Origin of the sequence: Hohaiivirga grylli (genome assembly GCF_039655745.1) — a bacterium.
GTDB lineage: Bacteria > Pseudomonadota > Alphaproteobacteria > Rhizobiales > Beijerinckiaceae > Hohaiivirga > Hohaiivirga grylli.
This window is the reverse complement of the sequence record NZ_JBBYXI010000002.1, coordinates 214,843-238,096: the sequence shown is the minus strand read 5'-3', so window position 1 is coordinate 238,096 and position 23,254 is coordinate 214,843. Positions and strand designations below refer to the sequence as shown.

17 protein-coding genes and 1 tRNA gene are annotated in these 23,254 nt (G+C 47.7%); 6 read left to right on the top strand and 12 right to left on the bottom strand.

Annotated elements, in window-relative coordinates; translation table 11 throughout:
- Positions 1-34: 34 nt before the first annotated feature.
- The 3 genes from WJT86_RS05455 to WJT86_RS05445 all read right to left on the bottom strand — a co-directional run bounded on the left by WJT86_RS05455 (position 35) and on the right by WJT86_RS05445 (position 3,211).
- Positions 35-799, bottom strand: coding sequence for an endonuclease/exonuclease/phosphatase family protein (locus WJT86_RS05455; protein WP_346336515.1), 765 nt, complete (start codon positions 797-799; stop codon positions 35-37).
- A 195-nt stretch (positions 800-994) separates the two neighbouring features.
- Positions 995-1,777: an LOG family protein gene (locus WJT86_RS05450; protein ID WP_346336514.1), complete on the bottom strand. Its 783-nt coding sequence runs from the start codon at positions 1,775-1,777 to the stop codon at positions 995-997.
- A gap of 168 nt (positions 1,778-1,945) precedes the next feature.
- On the bottom strand, positions 1,946-3,211 hold the full coding sequence (locus WJT86_RS05445; RefSeq protein WP_346337051.1) for a Glu/Leu/Phe/Val family dehydrogenase: 1,266 nt from the start codon (positions 3,209-3,211) through the stop codon (positions 1,946-1,948).
- A gap of 332 nt (positions 3,212-3,543) precedes the next feature.
- Here WJT86_RS05445 and WJT86_RS05440 point away from each other — a divergent pair, with 332 nt between their 5' ends.
- Positions 3,544-4,782, top strand: a complete 1,239-nt coding sequence (locus WJT86_RS05440; protein WP_346336513.1) for a sugar MFS transporter — start codon at positions 3,544-3,546, stop codon at positions 4,780-4,782.
- A gap of 51 nt (positions 4,783-4,833) precedes the next feature.
- Here the strand turns inward: WJT86_RS05440 and WJT86_RS05435 are convergent, their stop codons facing one another.
- The gene (locus WJT86_RS05435; protein ID WP_346336512.1) at positions 4,834-5,805 is read right to left on the bottom strand and encodes a glucokinase; all 972 of its coding nucleotides are present in this window, start codon (positions 5,803-5,805) and stop codon (positions 4,834-4,836) included.
- Positions 5,806-6,030: 225 nt separating this feature from the next.
- Here WJT86_RS05435 and WJT86_RS05430 point away from each other — a divergent pair.
- The 3 genes from WJT86_RS05430 to WJT86_RS05420 all read left to right on the top strand — a co-directional run bounded on the left by WJT86_RS05430 (position 6,031) and on the right by WJT86_RS05420 (position 7,727).
- Positions 6,031-6,106: transfer RNA gene (locus WJT86_RS05430), tRNA-Phe, on the top strand.
- 414 nt (positions 6,107-6,520) lie between these two features.
- Positions 6,521-6,754 (top strand): hypothetical protein, encoded by a 234-nt coding sequence (locus WJT86_RS05425; protein ID WP_346336511.1) that lies wholly within the window; start codon positions 6,521-6,523, stop codon positions 6,752-6,754.
- Between the two features lie 391 nt (positions 6,755-7,145).
- Entirely contained in the window at positions 7,146-7,727 is a 582-nt protein-coding gene (locus WJT86_RS05420; protein ID WP_346336510.1) for a hypothetical protein, read from the top strand.
- A gap of 398 nt (positions 7,728-8,125) precedes the next feature.
- Here the strand turns inward: WJT86_RS05420 and WJT86_RS05415 are convergent, their stop codons facing one another.
- From WJT86_RS05415 to WJT86_RS05385, 7 genes are all read right to left on the bottom strand, one after another.
- Positions 8,126-8,482: a hypothetical protein gene (locus WJT86_RS05415; protein WP_346336509.1), complete on the bottom strand. Its 357-nt coding sequence runs from the start codon at positions 8,480-8,482 to the stop codon at positions 8,126-8,128.
- 357 nt (positions 8,483-8,839) lie between these two features.
- Entirely contained in the window at positions 8,840-10,855 is a 2,016-nt protein-coding gene (locus tag WJT86_RS05410) for an ATP-binding cassette domain-containing protein (protein ID WP_346336508.1), read from the bottom strand.
- A 26-nt stretch (positions 10,856-10,881) separates the two neighbouring features.
- Complete coding sequence (locus WJT86_RS05405) at positions 10,882-14,241, bottom strand: beta strand repeat-containing protein (RefSeq protein ID WP_346336507.1); 3,360 nt, start codon at positions 14,239-14,241, stop codon at positions 10,882-10,884.
- Positions 14,242-14,275: 34 nt separating this feature from the next.
- A complete protein-coding gene (locus WJT86_RS05400) occupies positions 14,276-15,562 on the bottom strand; it encodes an HlyD family type I secretion periplasmic adaptor subunit (protein ID WP_346336506.1) in 1,287 nt (428 codons plus the stop codon).
- The gene (locus WJT86_RS05395) at positions 15,546-16,178 is read right to left on the bottom strand and encodes a hypothetical protein (RefSeq protein ID WP_346336505.1); all 633 of its coding nucleotides are present in this window, start codon (positions 16,176-16,178) and stop codon (positions 15,546-15,548) included. The genes WJT86_RS05400 and WJT86_RS05395 overlap by 17 nt, the downstream gene beginning before the upstream one ends.
- A 30-nt stretch (positions 16,179-16,208) precedes the next feature.
- The gene (locus WJT86_RS05390; RefSeq protein ID WP_346336504.1) at positions 16,209-17,585 is read right to left on the bottom strand and encodes a TolC family protein; all 1,377 of its coding nucleotides are present in this window, start codon (positions 17,583-17,585) and stop codon (positions 16,209-16,211) included.
- 12 nt (positions 17,586-17,597) lie between these two features.
- Positions 17,598-18,956 (bottom strand): MotA/TolQ/ExbB proton channel family protein, encoded by a 1,359-nt coding sequence (locus WJT86_RS05385; RefSeq protein ID WP_346336503.1) that lies wholly within the window; start codon positions 18,954-18,956, stop codon positions 17,598-17,600.
- Positions 18,957-19,371: 415 nt separating this feature from the next.
- On the opposite strand from WJT86_RS05385, the gene WJT86_RS05380 reads away from it, so the two are divergent.
- Positions 19,372-19,578, top strand: coding sequence for a hypothetical protein (locus WJT86_RS05380; RefSeq protein WP_346336502.1), 207 nt, complete (start codon positions 19,372-19,374; stop codon positions 19,576-19,578).
- The gene (locus WJT86_RS05375) at positions 19,575-19,736 is read left to right on the top strand and encodes a hypothetical protein (RefSeq protein WP_346336501.1); all 162 of its coding nucleotides are present in this window, start codon (positions 19,575-19,577) and stop codon (positions 19,734-19,736) included. The genes WJT86_RS05380 and WJT86_RS05375 overlap by 4 nt, the downstream gene beginning before the upstream one ends.
- A gap of 63 nt (positions 19,737-19,799) precedes the next feature.
- Here the strand turns inward: WJT86_RS05375 and WJT86_RS05370 are convergent, their stop codons facing one another.
- Positions 19,800-22,970 (bottom strand): autotransporter family protein, encoded by a 3,171-nt coding sequence (locus tag WJT86_RS05370; RefSeq protein ID WP_346336500.1) that lies wholly within the window; start codon positions 22,968-22,970, stop codon positions 19,800-19,802.
- Positions 22,971-23,254: the final 284 nt, after the last annotated feature.

The following is a 23,254-nucleotide window of genomic DNA, read 5'->3' as shown; positions in this document are numbered from 1 at the left end:
TATGTAAAACCATTTGGTATGCATCAAAAACGGATCATGCTTCCCTTTTACCTGCTTTTATGGAGCGATTGAACGCAATATGAGCCAGTAATGGCAGATGATCAGATGCTGAACGCGTTAAGACAGAATGTACGGGGCGCGCTTTGGTGACCCGCATCATCTCGCCACGCAGGAAGATATGATCAAGCCTGACCAAAGGCATTCTGGCATGAAACGTAGGCCTTGCAAGCGCACTGCGCGACATCAGCTGCGCATCACCAAAACTTTCGGTAATCAGCCGATAGGAGCGTGAGTTCGGGGAAGCATTGAAATCTCCCATGAAGATAACGGGATTGGCGCATTTTTCATGACCAAGCCATTCTTCTCCCAGCAAGGTCTGGGCCTGCATCAGCCGTTCATTGGGGCGCAGTGAAAGATGGGTATTGATTACCTGTATCTTGAGCCCCTCATAATCGACCTCAATCCACAATGCGCTGCGTTTTGAAATGCCGCCATCGACTGAGACACTCGGCAGTCGCTCACCTTTGATCCGCCGGGATGGCAGATCGGTCATGATAGCAAGGCCAAGCTGTTCACCAAAAATACGCGCGGTTGGCTGGAAATGAAGTGTCATACCAAGAGAACGCGCAACCGCTTCTGCCCGGTTTTGCCAGCCCATGCGGGCTTTTCCAGCTTTAACTTCCTGCAAAGCAACAATTCTCGCCCCGCTTGCAGCAATAACAGCTGCCGCGCGCTCCGGGCTGGTCCTGCGGTCCAGCCCTACCCAGCGATGAACATTATAGGTGAGAACTTTTATCATATTTACACTGCTAGAAAGCTGATATCCGGCCTAGCAATTTCCCCTAACGTATCTTCCAAAACAACTTCCACAAACCAAAAAGCACCCAGTCATTATACTGGATGCTTTGATTAATGCTTATGTAGGAAAGGCTGTACAGGAAAAATGGCAATTACAAAATAAGCAATTTGGCCGTATCCCATAAATACAGGAGACTTAGCTTGTTTTTCCAGGATTTGGGATTCCTTTAGCCACGAGTTTCTCCCAAGCCTCTTCCGCACTCTCCGCATAGTCGAACAATGTCAGATCTTCCGCATGGATCATTCCCATTTCCACGAGATATTCCATATTGATCAGCTTGGTCCAATACTCACGATCAAACAGAATAATCGGTACCTTTGGCATTTTCCCTGTCTGACAGAGTGTCAGGATTTCAAAGAGCTCATCAAAAGTACCAAATCCACCGGGGAAGACCACCAGAGCATTCGCACGCATAGCAAGATGCATTTTACGCATTCCAAAATAATGGAAACGGAATGTCAGATCTGGTGTTGAATAACGGTTAGGTTCCTGCTCGTGCGGGAGTGTAATATTGAAGCCGATTGTTGGTGCCCCGGCTTCTGAAGCCCCGCGATTTGCCGCTTCCATAACACCCGGACCACCACCCGTTGCAATAACATTGTCACGGACACCGCCATTTGACTGCAAGGCACCACCACGCTCAGAGACAATCCGGCCGAAACTACGGGCCTCATTATACCAGTGTCGGGCTTTCTGGTGGCCATCTTCGTGAGTGCGGGCACTACCGAATACTACAACGGTTGAGCGAATGCCCCAACGACGTAATGTCAACTCGGCCTTAGAGTACTCAAGCAAAAAACGAACGCCACGCATTTCGTCACTCAGAATGAACTCCGGATCAAGGGACGGCAATTCATAAGAATGCGACAACATCTGTGCACTGTTTGTGATGCCAGTATCTTTGGTCTTATCGGTCATCTCGTCACTTTCTCAGTCAAATAACGGTTCAGTTTCCGGTATTACGTCCACAATTGCGGAAATTATAAGTCGAGATAGCTTAATCAAATGCGAACAGAGAATACTTTACTCATTCCAAATAAAAATCGCGCCCGAAGGCGCGATCATTAATTTCAATGAGCTCAGAAATCAGGCCGTAAAGAAAGCCTGCGTTCCATGCGCTTCAATCGCTTCAGCCAGACGTCCAAGCGCATGCACATAAGCCGCTGTACGGACAGGGATGTTCTGCTCTTTTGCCAGATCCCATATCAGCTTTCCTTCAGCTTCCATAATCCGGCGCAGACGCTCATGGATTTCTTCGACTGTCCAGTAGAAGCCCTGCTTGTTCTGGACCCATTCAAAATATGACACCGTCACACCACCGGCATTGGCGAGAATATCCGGCAGAATAATCACGCCCGCAGCATTCAGGATTGTATCTGCTTCCGCCGTAATCGGACCATTGGCAAGCTCAAGGATAACCCGTGTCCTGATGCTGGCAGCGTTGCCTTTATGGATCAGGTCTTCCATTGCTGCAGGTACCAGAACGTCGCTCGGCACAGCAAGGAGTTCATCGGTTGAGATTTTAATAGTGCCATTCTGACCTGCGAGATCAACAACGGATTTACCGTTCTTCTTGAGGGCGATCAGCTCAGCAACATTCAAGCCATCATCGTTGAGAATTGCTCCACCTGTATCCGAGACAGCAACAACACGATAGCCGTCCTGTGCCATCAGCTCAGCAATATATTGGCCGGCATTCCCAAAGCCCTGAACAACGACACGGCCGCCCTTTTCGAGCTTCAGCTCATCACGCAGATGATTGAGCAGATAATAGCCACCACGAGCCGTCGCATCATTACGACCTAGCGACCCACCAAGTGCAATTGGCTTACCAGTAACAACGGCTGGCATAGATTCACCCATCAGGGTTGAATATTCATCAGCCATCCAGCCCATGATCATGGCATTGGTATAGACATCTGGAGCCGGGATATCACGATCCGGTCCAATGACCCGGGCAAAAGCCTGCACATAGGCGCGGGAAAGACGTTCAATCTCACTACGTGACAAAGACCGAGGATCAACACGTACGCCCCCCTTGCCACCACCATACGGCAGATTGGTAACAGCACATTTGATTGTCATCCAGAAGGCAAGCGTCTCAACTTCCTCAGCCGTAACATCAGGATGGAAACGGATACCACCCTTTGTTGGGCCACGTGTATCATCATAGCGGCAACGCCAGGCCATGAATGACTTGCGGGAGCCATCATCCATTCTGATCATCAGACGGGCTTTGATTGTTTCACGAGGATATTTCAGCTTTTCAAGAACATCGCTATCAATATTGAGATGGCGGGCGGCCTCTTCCAAACGAACCAAGGCCTTGTCCAACATCGTCTCTTCCATGATATCCCCCTGCATTTGGCTTAAGCAAAACTAGTGATCTAAGGGTACCAGAAGCAGAACAAGTTTCTATATGTCGATGGTATACTTCTGACGCCTAATTGCAGTAATTTTCAGCATTCAGCACAATATTTAATCATATGGTACATAAAACCGCTGATAAGCATTCGTTAGAATGAAGATACCAGATCAGATATTTCTCTGTACAGATCATTAAAAATGTAGCATTTTTTTCTAAAATATAATCGAAAGCCTTAGATAGCAGTACGAGGGTATTTTCAAAACTGCCCTATAATATCGAAGGTCTCTCTTTGGTTACAGCAACAGGGAAGAACGCGATGGCAACCAGTTCCAATGCTTCTCAGACGACACGTACAAGTTCTTATACCTCAGCATTGATCGTGCTGACCTCTCTCTTTTTCATGTGGGGGCTGATTACCTCCCTGAATGATATTCTCATTCCACATCTCAAGGGTGTCTTCACACTGAACTACGTTGAAGCCATGCTGATCCAGTTTTGCTTCTTTACGGCCTATTTCGTCATGTCCTACCCTTCCGGCTGGCTGGTTGAGAAGCTGGGATACAAACTTGGCATTATTATCGGTCTGTCCGTTGCCGGTATTGGCTGTCTGCTCTTCTACCCGGCAGCAGCGGCACGGGTTTACGGCATCTTCCTGTTTGCTTTATTTGTTCTGGCAAGCGGCATTACCCTGCTTCAGGTGGCAGCAAACCCGTATGTCACAGAGCTGGGTAGCCCGGAAACAGCATCCCGCCGTCTGAATTTGACACAGGCTTTTAACTCGCTCGGTACGACGATTGGGCCATATTTTGGGTCTGTGCTCATTTTGCAGGCAGTCACAGGGCAGCCTGTGGATGCGGTTGCAGAGGCGCAAAGCGTTCAGGGTCCATATATTGGCCTTGCCATTGCTCTATTCCTGCTTGCACTTGTTTTTTCCAGAATACCACTGCCACAGATTGCAGAACAGGAAACTGCCATTACCAATGACCAGAAGCATTCTTCTGTCTGGCAGTACCGCCATCTTATTCTGGGTGCAGTCGGTATCTTTACCTATGTAGGCGCTGAGGTTTCAATCGGCAGCTTCTTCGTGAACTTTGCATCCCAGCCATATGTTGCTGGCCTGTCTGAACATGATGCTGGCCGCCTGCTCTCACTCTATTGGGGCGGAGCTATGGTCGGTCGTTTTGTCGGCGTTGTTTTGATGACCTACATCCGCCCCGGAACACTGCTGGCTTTCAATGCCTGCATCAATATGCTGCTTCTGGTTATTGCGATGATGGTTGGGGGCACAACGGCCATGTATGCGGTTCTGGCAATTGGCCTGTTCAACTCCATCATGTTCCCGACAATCTTCAGCCTTGCACTCAAGGGCCTTGGCCATTTCACCAGTAAGGGTTCCGGCATTCTTTGTATGGCAATTGTGGGTGGCGCGATTGTTCCGGTTATACAGGGGGCCTTGGCTGACCAGATTGGCCTGCTTCCTTCCTTTATCTTGCCAGTTATCTGCTATTTCTACATCTTCTTCTACGGTATCAAAGGACATAAACCGAGAGATTGACGTCACAAAAAAGCCGCCGGAAACGGCGGCTTTTTCATACAAGTTTACGTATCACTCCTGCTGCAACAAAGCAGCGGCGCCTAAAAGAGCCGGGTTGGATGCAGTGATCACAAAAGTTGGAATATTTGCCAGATAATCGCTTAAACGTCCCTTTGCCTCAAACTGCTGGCGAAAACGGGATTTTTTGAAGTAGCTGAGAATTCCAGGCACAATACCGCCCCCAATATAAACCCCGCCTTCTGCACCAAGCGTCAGAGCCAGATTACCGGCTGCAGAGCCCAGCATGGCACAGAACAGATCCAGCGCCCGCTCACAATGTGCATCTGTTTTCGCAAGCGCATGTTTACTGACATCAGCCGGTGTAAATTCCTGAGGCTTATCACCAGCCAGCTCTGCAATCGCACCATACAGCCTGACAAGACCCGGACCAGACACCAGCCGCTCAGTGGAAATATTCTGATGCTTCTGCCTGACAAAATTCAAAATCCTGTCTTCTTCATCATTGACCGGGCTGAAGCTTGCATGCCCACCTTCACCGGCCAGTGCCTGCCAGCCACGAGGCGCGACGGGCACAAGGCCAGACACACCAAGCCCTGTACCTGGGCCAATCAACCCGATGACAGAACGAGGTCTGGCACGCCCACTTCCAACCTGAACCTGCTCATTCGGACGCAGCAACGGTAATGATAACGCCAGCGCCGTAAAATCATTGATGACATGGAGATTAATCAAATTAAGGGCCTTGCGGCTTTCCTCAATTGAAAAACTCCAGACGTGGTTCGTCATTTTTATATGGTCACCCGTAACCGGGTTGGCGATTGCCACAACAGCTTCCCATGGGCGCTGCGCCTCAACCGTAGAAAGATAGGCCTCTATGGCCGAAACAATATCCGGATAATCATTGCACGCCAGTGTTTTCAATTGCTGGGGTTGCCCCCCTGCTCTGGTCAGCAAGGCAAAACGCGCATTTGTTCCACCAATATCGGCAATAAGCGCCGGAAAACGGTGAGCGGCTGACAACATCTATTCCTCCCGTTCCAAAGAGATTTTTATTTTATCAATCTCTATTATCTGAAGCAGTATAGCCACTTTTTCATAGATTGCTTCCATTGAAAACAAATACTTTTTCCAGTGTTATGATATTTTTTTGAAAACCCATGGGAAAAAATCAGCAATAGCTCTGGACAGATCAAACCAACCTGACTATACACGGCGGGTCTATAACGTTTGGCACTGCCGAACAGAGATGCCCAGATAGCTCAGTTGGTAGAGCATGCGACTGAAAATCGCAGTGTCGGTGGTTCGATCCCGCCTCTGGGCACCATTCCCCTCAAGACTTTCAGCGATTTCCAATCAAAATGTGTTAGCCTGTTGTTAGGCAGGCTGTTTTCACATTGTTCTCCCGCCTCAATCAAGTAGCCGATTGTTTCGCCTCCTTTGCAATGATTAAGCAGCCAATCTCTGATTGATATTTGCTACAATCATTGAAGAAATTTCGCGAAGTCGGAAGAGACTGAGCACTCACCTTGCTACTTCCAGGAAGTTTTTTGTAAACAAATAAGCTCTATTATCTTCATATACTCCAACCTTGCATACAGAAATTTATTCCATCATATTCCTTCTAAACTAGGGAGGATATGCGAGTGACCGGTCTCCAAATTATTGGTTTGATTTTCCTTGTGATCATTGGGTTTGTGATTGTTGGTTATATGGCCGAAAAAAACGTCGCAGGGAACTGATGGAAAAATACGGCAGTACAGAAATTGTTGATCTAATAATGGCTCGCCAGATATGGCAAGGAATGTCGTATGACATGCTTATAGATAGCATCGGAAAGCCAGAAGACTTTGATCATAAGGTTTACAAGACAAAGGAAACCTTTGTTCTTAAGTATCATAGTACTGGTAAAAATCGATATAAAACGCGCGTAAAAATTGAAGATGATAAAGTTGTTGGCTGGGATTTGAAATAAAAAGGCCCCACATAAACGAAGCTTAAGCTTACTAGTATTTTATATAAGATTTCTTTTTTCAGGTTGCTAAATCTGAGCTCTATAGCAGCCTCATGAACGCAAAACATCATTGCTCAATAGAGGAAAAATATCCTATATAGAAAATTATTTTTAGAAATATTAAAGAGGGGCAATCAGAATGACTTCAGGACAGATAGATCAAATCCTAAGGGATGTATCAGCATATTTCTGGCGTAAGCCTCTTTCGAACACCGTGATGATAATCGTGGGTATTTTAATCCTGATATATACCATCAAGCATTTCTGGTGGATGTATATTAAAAAATAAGAAGGATTTAATAGCTTCAAATATAACCATATTCCTAAGAACCGATGCTCATTGGAGATAAAAATGAAATGCTGGGCCATAACGTTTTTGATACTCATACTGAGTTCATCGGTATCTGCTCAGGAACCTGAACCACTCAAGAAAGCAATGAAAGAATATGGTCAATGTGTAGGCAGGTCGTTTGCTATAAATGTCTCTAAATCTGATGATCGTGACTTATCAGCTGAGCTAGCCTTCACTGCCTGTAAAACAGAATACGATGTTGTTCATAAATTATTAGAGATAGAGTTCGGGGAAAGGGCTTCAATTTTAGTAAGTCACACAAAATCTATTATAAAGAAAAGGGTAATTGACGAACATAAAGTCTCAGTTGATTCCTTTTTAGAATCATACTCTGTTATGGCATCCGTTCTTTTGTATTGTGATAATGTGAATGCTGATTATACCCTTGATCTTATGAAAAAAACAAAGAATTTAATTTCTAAGTTAGACGCTAGATATCAAGATATACAAGCATTTGACAGAGATACAATAAATAAAATTAACGCAATGGGTGAATTAGCGCAAAATTCTGAAAAGATATTCTGCCAATCTATGAAACAAGACCTTGATAAACTGGGGTTTAAATTGATCTTTGAGAAATGAATATTATATTTTTATAAAAATCCTACATCTAATTCATGATTGCTTATCTAAGCACCAATGATGAGCTAACCCACTCCTCCAAACGGTCAAGAGCATGACTGATGTATTCCACTCACCGGATGCAACCCAACCAGCAAGCTATGCAATCTTCTCTATGTGCCAGAAGACGCCCCGCCCCCATCAAAGAGCTAGGGATAAACGACTTTAGCGGTTTACGTGCTTCGATCAGTCCCAATACGTTTGTCTGCTCTCGTATTACCTTATATAGGAGACTATTACTCTTAAAAAAACAACCAGTAAGAGTAATGGGGCGGAAGTTGTAGAGCACAACCTACACGATTACCTAGATGCAATATCAACGCCAAATAAATTTTCATCTAACAATGTACTGACCTCATTTACTCTTTACCAGCTTTCATAACTTTAAGCCTCTGCTTCAAAATATCTATTTCGGCCCGTCGCTCATAATATGCCTGTACTTCCTTCTTGTTGTTTGTTCGGGAAGAATTCCATCGGATACCGGCTACGATAAAGATAAGAAGGGACGCGATAATGAAGGCACTGTTATGTGTTGCGTTGAAAAGCAGAACACCACCGAGAATGGCACCGGCTCCTATGGCGAGAGGTATCGGCAATCCTTTACCTTTGTCGCTTTGCTCGGCTGTCTCTTCACACTCAGATTCAGCATCCTGAAGACTTTCAAGGTACTCTATTCTGTCTTCAATTGCTTTTATTTCAGCTAGTGATTTTTCCATCACAACCACCTGTATCTGACCGGCGCCTGAAATTGGACAGAAACGCTCTCTATTCATATTAGTTTATAATGGAATTCTGGCTTTCATGTGGTTCTGCAGGTGTGAATTTTCATAGAGACAATCTGCGTCTCTGTCCTTCATGAGACCTTTACGTAAAGACGGAATGACCAACAGGGTTGCGCAATACCATGCTCCCTAGTGCCAGAGCCTATGACGCCGATCTTTTCAGCTTCTACCCTCTTCAGCCCAAGAACCTCTCCTGCATTGCAAGGGGTCAGTATATGGCTAGTTTACGGGTTACTATACGCGAATAATCAGAAAATAAATTGCGCTATTTTGGCCTAGGCATTCACTGGATTATGAACTTACACGCTTCAGGAAAGCATCCCGCGGACCATCGAAAATGATATTCCCGCGTTCAATATGAATCACACGGTCAACCAGCTTCAGAAGCTCAAAACGGTCGGTCGAAAGAACCATACTGCTTTCCGTGTTCAGCTTTTCTTTCAACGTATTGACCAGAAGCATTTCATGGCGCTGATTGAGATGCTCAGTTGGCTCATCCAGCAGGAAGATGTTTCTGTCTGTCAGGGTCAGTCGGGCAATGGCCAGCATCTGCCGTTGCTCAGGTGTAGGGGCCCTCCCGCTCTGGTTCCAGAAGCGGTCAAGATCAATGGAACCAACCTGACGATTATCAATCAGCCCCAGCTTCTCCAGAACCTGCTCACATTGCTGACGTGTCCGGCTGACATCCAGGCAGAGATACTCATAGGCCGTATCTGCCAGCAGCGTATCACCCTGCCACAGGTAGTGCACCTTCTCTGCAACGACGGACTGGCCTTTCGGCATGTTGAGACCCGAGAAACGGATAGAACCGGTATCCAGATTAATCGTACCAGCCAGCAGGCGCATAATCGTGCTTTTACCGCTTCCGGCATTTCCGACCAGAGCAACCTTTTCACCTCTGGCAATAGCCAGCGTCAGGTTCTCCAGTATCGCCCTGTCATCATCATAACGGAAATTACCCTTATGAATGTCCCAAAGTGGAATACGGCTGGAGAGGGCTGCGATCTTGTTTTCCTGATCAATGCCGTCTACCTGAATGGCAGCCGCATTCTTCACCAGAAGGTCATCAAACCTGTGGTAGGACAAAACAGCTTCCTGAAGGCTGCCAACAAGCATGGAAAGCGACATGAAGGGCTGTGCCAACCGGCTTGCCAGAAGGATTACGGCAAAAAGAGCGGCCGGGTTCATCAGGCCATTTATGCTGAGATAAAAAGCGGCAACGACAATCACAACCGTCTGGCTGCTGATGATTGCTGTCAGCAGGGTCTGGCGTGATGACTGGCGTGTGAAGCGGCTATCCTCAGCCCTGAGAACAGTTTCAGAGCCATACATCAGCCGATCATGCAAAAGATCTGTACGGGCCAGCGTGCGCGCAACATTGATTTCGCTGGGGCTGATAACAGGCATCACAGGGAATCTTCTGTCTTCCCGACCTGCTTCCGTACGCCAGAAACGCCAGACAATAAATGCGTAAACCCCGAGCCCCGCTATCGGTACCAAAACCAGCCATCCGGACAGAATGAGGATGGCAAGCAGATAAAGAATAACAAACGGAATATCGATAATGTTGCTGTTGGCAAACAGCCAGTAACAGGAGCGCAGTTTCTGCCAGTCCTGCAAAGCCTGATATTGTTTCATTCCCCAGTTTGTCAGACGGGATGCCGGTATCCCCAGAACCTGTCTTAAAACTGTCGGCTCAACACGGGCATGAATAATATCCGCCAGTCGGCTAAACAGCTTCCTGCGTTCACCACGCACCAGAAACTCGCCAATGATCGCAAAAACCACACCAAGAGACAAAGCCCATAATGAAGCTGATGCCTTGGCCGGGAGTACGCGATCATAAAGCGCATTCATATAGAGCGGCATAACGACGACCATCAGATTGATGGCAAGTGTCGCCAGCAGAATTTTTCTGACAATCCTGCGCTCTTCACCGTTTCGCGGAAGAAAAACTTCAGTACTCAGTCCTGTAACGTCTTTTACTGGTGTCAGGTGGTAGCAAAGCAGAGCATCTTTTCTGGTAACGTTTGCATCTGTTACCAGAGACTGGAAACTACCATCTTCCAGAGCGACAACAGCTTCCCACTTCCCCTCTTCAACTTCAACGACACACGTCTCTCCGGGCTCCAGAGAAACATGCTTGCCGACACGAATAAGGTCCAGCCTGAATTCAGAGCGCATAAGTGACGTGACAGCTTCACGGTCATCCGCACTTGCGGCCAGAATCCGTTGCCAGCGCCATGGCGCTGCTGCCCCTTGAACATGGGCAACAGCAGTAACGATGCTCTCCGAAAAGGTACTCATAAAAGCAATCCAGACCCGTCAGATAATCAGGCCGCAACAACCGTCAGGCTGCCACCGCTGCTGTTCGACCAGACGTCATTTCCATCAACGGTTGAATGCGTCCAGCCGGAGTTATCGGCAACAGAGAAAGTATCGGCAGCATCAATATTCAGGGTTGCATGAACACCTGCTCCAAGATCAGCAAACAGCGAATTCAAGTTAGCCTGAATATTATCTGTCTTGCCATCTGCAAAATCAAAGACCTCAATACTGATAAAACCACCGGAGAGCGTAAAACTTCCGCCCTCACCCGATTTCTGGAAAGTATCCGTACCGGCTCCACCATTGATGTTCCAGCCGGTGGTGCTGTTATTGATGAACACGTCATTGTGGTTCGAGCCAATGATGGCCTCGAACTGAAGAATGGTATCGGTACTGCCCGAACCATCCTGAACAATACCGGCCAGATTGGCGATAATACCGGCTGTATCGGTGCTGTAATCAACGGTGTCGTAACCATCACCACCGATGAGAATATCAGCGCCGGCTCCGCCAATGATACGATCATTACCGGCACCACCATTGATGGTGTTACTACCGACGCTCCCTGTAATCACATCGTCGAAATCACTGCCGAAAACGTTTTCAATGGCGCTGAGTGTATCCGTTCCACCCTGTGATTTTGTTGCCTTACCAGTTGTCAGGTTAACCACGACATTGGCAGTCATTTCACTGTAGTTGACAGTATCTGAACCTGAGCTGCCGTAGAACGTATCACTACCGCCACTGCCATAGAAAAGGTCGTTGCCGAGGTAGCCATAGAAGATATTATTACCACTGTTGCCACGGAAAGTATTATCTCCGTTGTAGCTACCCATGGCGCCTTCAATATTGACCAGCGTATCAATGCCGCCCTGGCCATCCTCAGCGATACCAGCCGCCAGATCAACGAATACACCGGCATTGGAAAAATTGTAGACGTAGTAATAGTCGGTACCGGCACCACCATCGATATAATCGTTACCGGCACCACCATAAAAGTAATTGGTTCCGCTGTTACCTATCAGCGTATCGCCATAGCTGGAACCTGCGATATATTCAAAATTCAGCAGTGTATCGACAGTCCCATAACCGTCATTGAAGGCCTTGTTCTGGGACAGGTCAACGTGAACGGCACCAGCCACACCACGATAATCAACCCAGTCAATGCCGGCTCCGCCATCCAGATAATCATTGCCCTGCCAGCCAGCGACCCAGTCATTGCCACTACCGGCAATGATACGGTTGTCAGAGCTGTTACCGATATAGCTGGCAGCCTGAGATGTGACACCAATAATATTTTCGATACTGGTGAATGTATCCGTATCGCCAAGCCTGATGCTGCCTGTAATAGAATAAGCCTCACCGGTTTGGAGGTTGACGGTAAAGGTACCGCCAGAATTGACACGTGTACTGAAATCGATGGTATCACTGCCTGCACCACCATTATAATACTGGTTACCCGTTCCATCGAGGAAGTAATCGTTATAGTTTGTCCCGACAACATTTGTGATACCGGAAACAGCATCTGTTCCACTGGTTCCCTTGCTGATTGAACCTGCAGCCAGATTAACGGTGATTTCCTGATCTAGGTTGCTGTAATTGACCGTATTTGTGCCAGAGCCGCCTACGATCGTATCGTTACCCTTACTGCCATAGAACGTATCATCACCAGCACCACCGGAGAGGTAGTTGTTTACATCACTACCACCGATGATATCAGCATAGTTACTGCCGGTAACGTTCTCGACATCAACAATGATGTCCGTTCCGCCATAACCATTGTTGCTTGCAGTCCCGTCACCCAGATCAATCACAATACCTGCTGTGGCCAGTGAATAATCAGCGGTATCTGTTCCGGCACCGCCAATCAGCGTGTTGTTGCCTGCACCACCAACCAGTCTGTCATTTCCTTCACCACCATCAAGAACATTGTCATTGTCATCGCCGATCAGTGTATCGGCATAGACCGTTCCGATAATGTTTTCGATATTCAGAAGGCTGTCGACAGAATGCCCGGCCTTGGAAACAGTACCGGCTCGCAGGTCAGCCACGATTGCGGCATCAACACTGCTGTAATCGACAGTATCAACCCCAGCTCCACCATCATAAATCTGGCTTGGAGCAATACTTGCAATGATGGTGTCATTGCCGGAACCTGCGTGAATTTCTGTTCCGTTCGGCTGCGTTGACATCAGCAGATCACCGTCACTGTTCACCATACCTGCTGGTGCATCAACGATATAAAGCTTTCTCTCGTACGTAACGCTTTCGCCCTTGAGGTTGATATATGAGATATCCAGCGTATAGACATCCTTATTGCCGCTCGGATAACGGATATACAGCTCATTGGCGGCCAGCCCGAGAGCCTGTCCCTCTTCGGAATCACCATAAATAACGGTAAAGCTGCCTGGAAGACCACGGATTGAAATCCCGCCTGTTGCATCTCCGATCAGAATAATACGGCTGACATATCCGGCCTCAAGACCGTCAACGCCATCAGCATGGATCGTCCAGTCTTCAGTTTCACCTGTCAGATCAATAACCTCTGAATCATATTGCAGAGAGGATGATCCATCTGTACGGGAGCCGTCAGCACCCGCTCCACCTAAGTAGACACGGGCTTCTTCATCCACACTGCCAGCAGGCTGAAGTATTTTCAGGGAAAGTATCATCGGGTTTGAATTTGGGATTTCGATACCCGGTGTTCCGGGGTTTTCGTTACCATTATCCGAATCGTTACCGTTATCTGAATTGCCGCCCGTATTAGAACCTGCATTTGAATCTGAACCTGCATCCGTCACCGGCGGTACTGATGAGCTGGCATCCGAAGAGGAATCTTCCGTGCTGCTAACCGGCAATGCCATAGGTGTTGTGGAACTCTGCGTTTCCGGAGCACTTGTACCGGATGTTGAAGACATCGTTGATGTTACTTCCTGCCGATACGGATTCTCTTTAATGAACTCGGAAGCAGCAACGGTTTTCTCGGCAAGAGAATTATCCGTAGCCTGAGTCGCTTCTGTCTTCTCAACAATAAGCAACGGATCACCCTCAGCAGACTGCTTAGTCTCCTCACCTTTATCCTGAGCAACTTCAGGAGGCATTTCAATGGCGCTGGCAGACTGGAACAATACATCCGAGTTGATCTCAACACCATCACTGAAAACAAGTGTAAAAACCGTTTTCTGAATTGAGGCAATCTGGGCGGCCATCGTCAGCGTCAGTTCAGAACCATCAGCCATACGAACAACAACATCCGGACCGCGAATGATAATTGATGCTTCCCGCGAGCTGACAGGAATCTCGTTCTTGCCATAGGTATCAATAATGATTGACTGGCCGGATTTCTGGGGAGCAGGTAGTTTCATATCATTCCTCTTACATTTACTGACATATCCAGCGTCATTCGCTGAACACGACAGAGACACCGTCAAAAAACGGTTTGAATAAATACTGGGCAAAGGTACGGGACCCGGCGAGCATGAATGCTTCAACCGACATCCCCGGGAAAATCTTCGATTTGGTGGTGGATGAGGTGATGTCTATCGTTACCTGATAGTAACGCCCCTTCTCATCATCACCGAGCGCATCAGCGCTGATCAGGGAGACCGTGCCATCAAGGGTATTACTGAAGTAGCCGCCGAATGCTGCAACCCGGACACGCGTCTGCATGCCCACCCACAATCTGTCCCTGTCCTGAGGTGAAACCTTCACATCAGCGACAAGCGGTACACTGCTGGGAGCAATTTCAAAAACAATTTCACCGGGCTTGATCACAGCGCCGGTATGGGTTGTCAGAACACGCTGAATGACACCATCAACTGGCGAGACAATCTTGCTGCTATCCATACGCGTGCGGCTGGAAACCAGCTTTGCATGTGCCTGAGGCAGCTCAACCTGCACCTGTGACAGCATTTTATTAGCTTCAGATATGAATTCTGTCCGGAAACGCTGCATTTTCAGCTGCGTCTCTTCCTTTTCAGCAGTAATGCGCGGTAAGCGTGCCTTGGCATCTCTCAGTGCGCTGAAGACCTTCTGGTATTCCAGTTTACGCTGAACAAGCAGAACCTCAGCAGCTGCACCTTTAGCAACCAGGGGTTCGAGCAGACGAACATGCTGGCCTGCAAGCTGCATCTCCTGACCAAGATCTTCTATCCGGCCCTGAAGTTCCGTTATCTGGGATTCTTTCTGGGACAGCTGCGATTTGGCAATATTAATTGCCTCATTGAGGGCACGTGCACGGGCATTATAAAATGCCAGTTCACTTTCAATGATTTCGGCAAGTTCAGGGTCTTTAACCATTGCAGGCTCGAACGGCTGCCCGTCGATTTCCGCTTTCAGACGGTCCTCACGCAGTTCCAGAGCTTCCACGGCAATACGGCTGCGCTCAAAGTCCTCAATAAGGGCCGGGCTGATAACCTTGGCCAGAATATCTCCTGCCTTCACAGTCTGGCCAACGGTACCGTAGAGCTCTGAAATTGTGCCACCTTCAGCGTGTTGCAGATCAATATTGTGACCTTCCACGCGGATCAGACCGTTCCCGCGGACAAGAACATCAAGTGGAATAAAAACAGACCACACAAATGCCAGTAAAGCGCACAGCAGAATAACCCCACTGGAGCTCACCAGTGAAACCCGACAGAAATGCCAGAATTTATTGATCTTTCCGCTATCAGGGTTTTGGAGCATCTTTCCGCACTCTCAGGATCACGAAGTCTTCCGTTGCATCCTGAATAATCTCGTTATCGTAAGAGATACTCTCGAGGCTGATACCACTGCCATTGACGGCACTCATGACGCTCAGGGCCCGGTCAAACTGGACTTTCAGCAGAGAGCCGACCTGAACATTATTGCTGTTCGGCGCAACCGAATAGAGACGGATACCTTTGCTGGCAATTTCACTCCGGTGCTCTTCAACCCAGGTCTTGACTGTCTGAATCTCAGAGGCATTGAGATAATTGCGGCGGGCTTCAAGCCTCAAGCGCAGATCACCCTGCTTCTGAGCAAGCTCTGTCGGCGTTATGGTCACCAAAGTCATATCCTGATTTTCAGCAGAATTACTCGCCTGTTCTCCAGCTGCAGAAGCCTGTTGTTCCTTCTTGGGGGGCTGTTGCGGCATAATCTGCTCTTGCCCCTGCTTGCCGGCTTCGGCTTTTGCAAGCTCGTCAGCTTCGACCTGGTTGATAGCCGTTTTACTGGTGGCAACGACCACCTGAAACAAAAGTGCCAACAACAGATAGACCATCAGAAGAACGGTCATCATGTCGACGTAGGCCGGCCATATATGGTTGCCCTTCTCGCTCAATTTCTTGCCCCTTGGTATTTAGTCTGTCTTTTAAAGAAGTTTTAAGGCCTCAAGACCTTCTCGCGGCTGACCTGCCAGATAATAAATTGAGAGAATTGCCTGGTAATAATCATACCGTGCAGACAACGCCTCCACCCGCGATGTGAAATATTCAGTTTCGGCAGTAATCAGGTCGGAGAGGCTTCTCTGTCCGAGACGGAATTCCTCAAGATAGAAAGAACGTGTCTGGGAAGCCTGTTTCTGAGCCTCATTACTGATGGCCCACTGATCGGAGGCAATGGAGTAATCCCCCTTCAGTGCGCGGATACTATCCATCACTGTAGCCTGTTCCTGATGCCACTGAGCCCATGCAACATTATAATTGGCATGAGCCTCTGCAATTTTCGGCGATCTGGAAGGATCGTACAGATCAACGGAGAGCTGCAAGCGGATACCACCATCCCAGCGGGAGGAATTGATACTGCTTGGTACATCCTGCAACGCACGCTTATAATCGGCGACGACATCCAGCCGTGGCATACGTGAAGCTTTTTCGGCTTCTATGCGCGCACGAGCACTGGACACGGCAGCATCACGGGCCTGAACAGCAGGGTTCAGATCCTGAGCGACTTCCGTTAATTCATCAATATTATGCCCACGTGGCAATCGAGCTGCGTTCTTGGCAGCTACAGGCTTTACATCCTGACCGACCAGAGCAATCAAACGCTGCGTTGCCCTGATGCGCTGCAGCTCCAAAGCCTTCTTCTTGTTAACAGCATTACTCAGGGCAAGACGACCACGGGCCGTCTCTGACTGTGAGGCAATCCCTCCGGCAACACCTTCGCGGATGGTTTCATTCAACCGCTGAATTTCACTGACATAGGCTTCAGCTGCACTCACAGCAGAAGAGAAATGCTGGGCATCAAGATAGGCTTTGGCTGTCTCAAAAAGAACTGTCAGATCCTCACCCTGACGGGCCCAGTCACTGGCGCGATAAGAGCTGATTGCTTCAGCAGCAGCGTATTTCGTCCGCCCGAAATCAACCAGATTATAACGCAGCTCCACCCCTGCCTGGGAAAGATCGTCAAAATCCCTGCCACGGAAGTTATAGCCATGATCATAACGGCCATTCGGTGTCTGTATCTGTGCCTTGATACTTGGATAATAACCAGCCTCAGCCTGTCCGACACGTGCGTGAGCAACATCTACCTGGGCCGCAGCGATTTTACTGCGCCAGGAGTAATCAGCGGCAAGCCTGATTGCTTCTTCCAGAGATACGACACGCTGCGCCTTCGGCTGTTTTGCCTTGGCTTTTCGTGTTGTAACCTTCTGCTGATCAGCAGGTAAGGTTTCCTGTGCTGCCGCAAGAGAATGACAAGCGATAGTTAAAGTTGATGCGACCCCAAGAAGTCTGACCCAGCGTTTCATAATTCCCCCCTGTTACTCGGCAGCAACCGTCTCGCGGACGGGCTTTTGCGTCTCCAGACGAGGAGGAGCATTGACAGCAGCAACAATAGAAACCTTTGCCTGAGTTAATTCGCGCACACAGGCCATTACAGCTTCCTGCTGCATACGCAGCGTGTTGGTTGCTGCATTCAGTGTCGCGGAACGTTCACCATCATTGTCATTGAGTTTAGACAGCTGATCCGAAGCAAACTGTGAGTGGCGCTCGATCTGGGCAAGGTTACCCAGAAGCCCCTGAGCAGCACCCGTCACATTGACACGCATATCCGTAATGCTGCTGACGCATTCCGTCATGGACAGACTGTTACGCTCAACAGCATCAACGACCTTGGAAATATTGTGATTGAAGACACCCGCAGCCTCGGCACTGTCACGTGTTGCCTCTGCAATGGCCGCGAGCATGGGGGCAAGCCCTCTCTGCATCTCCAGAGCTTCTTTAGTCAGAGTACCCAGATTGACCAGACCACCCTGCATATCGGCCAGCAGAGAGGTTGCTTCGCGCATATGGGTGCTCATGCTTTGCTGGGCAACAATCATTGCGTCCAGACGGGCATCAAACTTGACGCGATCTTCAGCGGCAAAAATAGCATGCTTGTTGATGATACCGGTCAGACGATCAATGGAAGCCTGTGTCGCTTCACCAGCTGAGCTTGGCGGTGCATCTGTTGAATGGGCAACATTGGCCCACTTTTCGATTTCATGAACCCAGCCTTCTGAGGCACGACCAAGAAAGTGGCTCAGCGCACCACTGATGAGGGATGAGGCCAGACCAAACATGGAAGACGAGAAGGCCGTCGACATACCACCGAGCGGAGCTGCAAGGCTCGACACAAGAAGCTTGGCATCGACATCACCACCACCAGACAACATCTGGATAGATGTCTTGATACCTTCCATCGTCGTCGTCAGACCAACGAACGTCCCAAGCAGACCAAGGCCGATCAGAAGACCTGCAGCATAATCAAGAAATCGGACACGCCATTCCAGCGCTTTATCAAGCATATGAACGGCAGCTGTACGCTCAAGCTCATCAAAGCTGATCAGATGCTTAAGGCGTCCCTTGAAAATACGCATGGCGCCGTTCAGCTTCGGCTCTTCTGCACCGCGAGGAAACTCAATGGCAATCTTGCGCCATTGTGCCATACCGCGAGATATTATTAGCAGAGTATATAAAGCATACAGAACAGCTATCCCGGCCAAAGCGGCAATAGCGGCGTTAATGATAAGGTTATGAGCAATAAAGCTAGACTCATAAGCCAAAACATAGATCAAAGCCGCAGCAGACATCAGTGCCAGAACGGTACATAAAAATACCGCGTTACGTGTAGACTTCATAATACCCTCAAAAGATTGTCAGGAGGGAAGCCCCCTCCATCCATAAGGCGTACCGTCTTGTGAAAACACAGAATTAACCACCAACCGATAGCTGGAAGCTGGAAACAGCAAATAATATGCTAAAAGCCCCTTAACCCTGCGCCTTCCACTGAAGAAGGAACACATTATATTCAACAATAAATAGAAATTTATTTCACTTTATACAGAATTTAATAGATTCATTATTCAAAAGGCAACAATTTTATTATCAATTAGAAAATATTTTATAAAAAAAACTATATTTTATTATAAATAACTTATTTAAATTAAATAAAAATACATAAAATCTATATTCAAAATATCCATGACACACTCAATCAATAATTAATAAAATTCCAAAAAACAGATACATATTTTTGTTTTCATATAAATTAAGATGCAGAAACGAAAACATTCTGCAACGACAGCAGCAAAAATTGGGTCTCCCAGTCAGCTCTCAGCCATACAATCAAACAGCTTGAATCACGACTGGGAATCCAGCGCTGACACGCACACAAGAAGCGTTGCGCTGACAGAAGCTGGTGAGCGGTTGCTGCAGACGATTGGTCCACGTTTTGACGAGATTGATGAAGAGCTCCAGTGATTACTGAATTCAGAGACAGGCCAGTTGGTAATATCCGCATTTCAGCAGGTGAGCATGTTATCAATACAACGACACACATTCTTGGAGCAGCTCTTGCCAGCTCTGGAGTGGCATATGTCCCCTGCCTTCAGTCTTCTGGTCAATGCTTTACGATATAGGCATTAAAAACAAAAAAGCCCCTGAAGATACTCAGGGGCTTTTTCATTACTTAATTATGTCATTCAGAATGCGTATCGCAATCCACCGGTTGCACTGACACCGGAGACACCAGATTTGCCAATACGGTGCTGATACGAGACCTCACCATAAAGCGAGACGTTCTTCGACAATGTGGCATTGATACCAACACCACCTTCAATCGATGTGCCAAAATCACCGATGCGGAAGGTGTCTCCAAGGAAGACCTTGTTGTTGCTACCAAAAGTGTGAAGAACATTCGCCTTGGCATAAACCGTGATCAGACGGTCCTGCTCAGGCTGAGCAAATGTCTTCGACAGACGTGCGCCAACACGGGCGGTTACCTGATCAAGCGTGCCAAGTGAAACCGTAAACATGTCTGTATCAAACTTACGGTCAAACATCAGACGCTGATAGATCACTTGTGCCTGTGGCTCCAGAACAAGGCCATTTCCAAGCTGGAAGGGATAACCTGTCTCCAGAGATGCAGAGAAGCTTGTCCCGCTCAGAGAGGCTGTGTTGCCACGGTAAGTCGTCGAGACATTGCCATCAAACGCACCGTAAGACAGGATACCATCAACATACCAGCCGCTATCATGCAAGTACGTGCCGTAAGCTGAGACGGACCATGTATCGAGCTTCGTAGATGTTGTACCACGTACATTCTTCGGATCAAAAGACAGGCTACCTATGCTGGCTGCAACGCCAAAGCGGGTGACACTGTTCTTGCTCTCAAACGCATAGAGGCTTCCACCTAACTGCACGGCAGCATAATCGATATTGGCGTCATAACCGTAAGAGTAGGCATTGCGGTTAGATTTGTAATCATACACGCCGCCATAAGCACGCATAAAGAACTCACCCTTCCCGCCAGTACGACCTGTCACACGATCATCGCGGATTTCGCCAAGGCGTTTATGCAGGTTACCAATATCCTGCAAACCGGCATGGAACAGAGCGGTTGGACCAATCAGGTAATTTGCAACCTGTGGAGCAACAGCTCGAACCTTGGGAGTTGTAATGGAAGGGCCACCTGTGTTTCCGCCACCAGACTTATCCGGATTACCGGGATCAACCGGGTTAACCGGATCAATCGGATCGACAGGCTCCACATACACGCTCTGCAACCGATAATCCCAGAACGGATTCGTACCGCTAACAAGGCGCTGGCGCTCATCTGCGGAGCCATTTACTGAACCCGGACCATAAGCGTAGAGCGAATACTGATAGGGTGTCCCTAAAGCCGTAACATAACCACCATGTAGCTTGAAAGAATCAGCAGTAGAATTACCCGATACCTGAATAATTGAAATACCTTCAGCAGCCTGATTGTTACCATCCAGAGAGGTGGCCCCGCCACGGCTCCCCACAACCGGATTCACGACAACCGTCGTCATACCTGCAACATCACCATTAACCAGCAAACGATCGGTAAACTGATTGGAAAGCGCCCCACCCTCATTCAGGAGAGTGTTCAAACGTAAAGTTGCATTATTTGCGGTGTAAACAGCCGTTACACTGCTATCGACAACACCAGCACCAATCACAAGTGTCTGGTACCGATCGTTAGCTGGTGCAGCAAAACCGATAGTACTGTCATTAACTGTCAGCGTTGAAACCTCAGATTGAGGAACATCCACGACAGAAGCATCTGTAAGCATCCATTCTGAACCAGAGTTCAGAACAAGATTGGATGATGAAAGTTCGTCAACATAGGCAGCACCGGATAACTTGGTACCGGATGCATTAATCTGAAGTTTGGAACCTGCCTCGGTTGCACCCGAAACATAAGCTTCAGCACCAACCAGCACATCGCCTGTAACGGAAGTATTGGTAAGGGTTGCCGTATCAGTTCCGCCGACTGCGTAAATCCCGAGACCCTTCGGCACATACAGGGAACCGCCTGTCACCGTTACATTATTGGGTGCAGTTACTCCATAGAAGACCATACCAACAGAGCCATCACCTGTGATCTGCATGTTGGTATTTTCTATATTAACTGTCCCCTGTGACTGGGCAAATATTCCCTTGTTACCAGAGCCAGTCAAAGTCAATGAACCATTGGTTACTGTAATGACTGACCGGGAATAGGAATTATAACCCGTAACATTATATGAATCAGAGCTGACAGTGACATTATTCAGATTAACAAAGCTATTCGCCATCGAAGTCATAACAGCAGAACCACCAGAACCATTCAGTCTGATTGTGCCGGTATCCATAGTAATATTGGCGATCTGGTCAGCATAAACCCCAAAAGCACTCTTAACAGTGATATCTGTATTCGTCAGCTTAACACTTCCGTTAATCTGAGCCAGAACACCATGAGCATTTGTACCTTCAGTCTCAATTGTCAGGCGATCACCTGTCACCTGAACTGCGTCTGCCACACCAGATTTACCGACAGCCCAGATACCATTGGCATTTTGGCCACGTGTGTGAATGGAGCCGTTCTGCAGAACAGATGTGCCATAGCTATTAGCATCCAGACCGTAGGAACCGGAACCAAATGTATTAAACGTGAAATTCCGGGCATCCAGTGTAACTATTGCAGATTTGCCCGACTGCATATTAACAATGGCACTGGCATTACTTCCACTTGTTGTGATTGTTGTTCCATCAACGTAGGCCGTACTTCCAGAATAAATATTGATACCACGGGAAGTATTCTGGGTGGTGATAGAACCACCTGTAATATTTAAGTTACTATTATTACTTACCTGAATGGCACCGACAGTGCCAATCGTATCTACAATCGTTACATTCTTAAGCGTGACATTTGCATTACTTGTAACTTCAACGGCATTCATATTGACGGTGATCGAACCACCTTCCATCGAGATGGCAGATGTTGCACCGCTAGCATGAAGCCCACGCCCTTTAATAACTGTATTGCCAAACAGGTTGATTACGCCACCATTCACCACTCTGACAGTTGCCATGGTTGTGAACGTATCTGCATCAATAATCAGATCTGTTCCCTTAATAAGGCTGCCAGCGTTTGCTGCATAAAGCGCAGCACCCAGTGGCGTACCAGCAACATTAGAAAATGTCCCACCATTTTGAGTGATTGTCGTACCATCTGTGACAGAGATTTGACCTGCCAAGGCACTCCCTGTCCCGCCGTACACGAGAGCAGCCAAAAAACCAACAGAACAAAGGTATTTGAAATTGGAAGCGCGTGCACGCTCCATACGGAGAGATTGATTGTTCATAAGAATGCCACCCAAAATATGTGTATTTGCTTAAACAGATTTTTACGTAATATATTTATAGAACAAAAACAAAGCAAAAACAAAACAAATTAATGTAGAAAATCATACTACACAATCCAAATTCGAATTTAAATAAATTCTTTAAAAATATATAAACAAAATGATATCTGTACGATTTCTCAACTCAGGCAAGCTGTTATTGAATTCTAAGTTTTGTGCTGAATAAGCGAGACCATACGGGTTCAGATACAATATACATAACCCGTACATTATAACGCAATTTA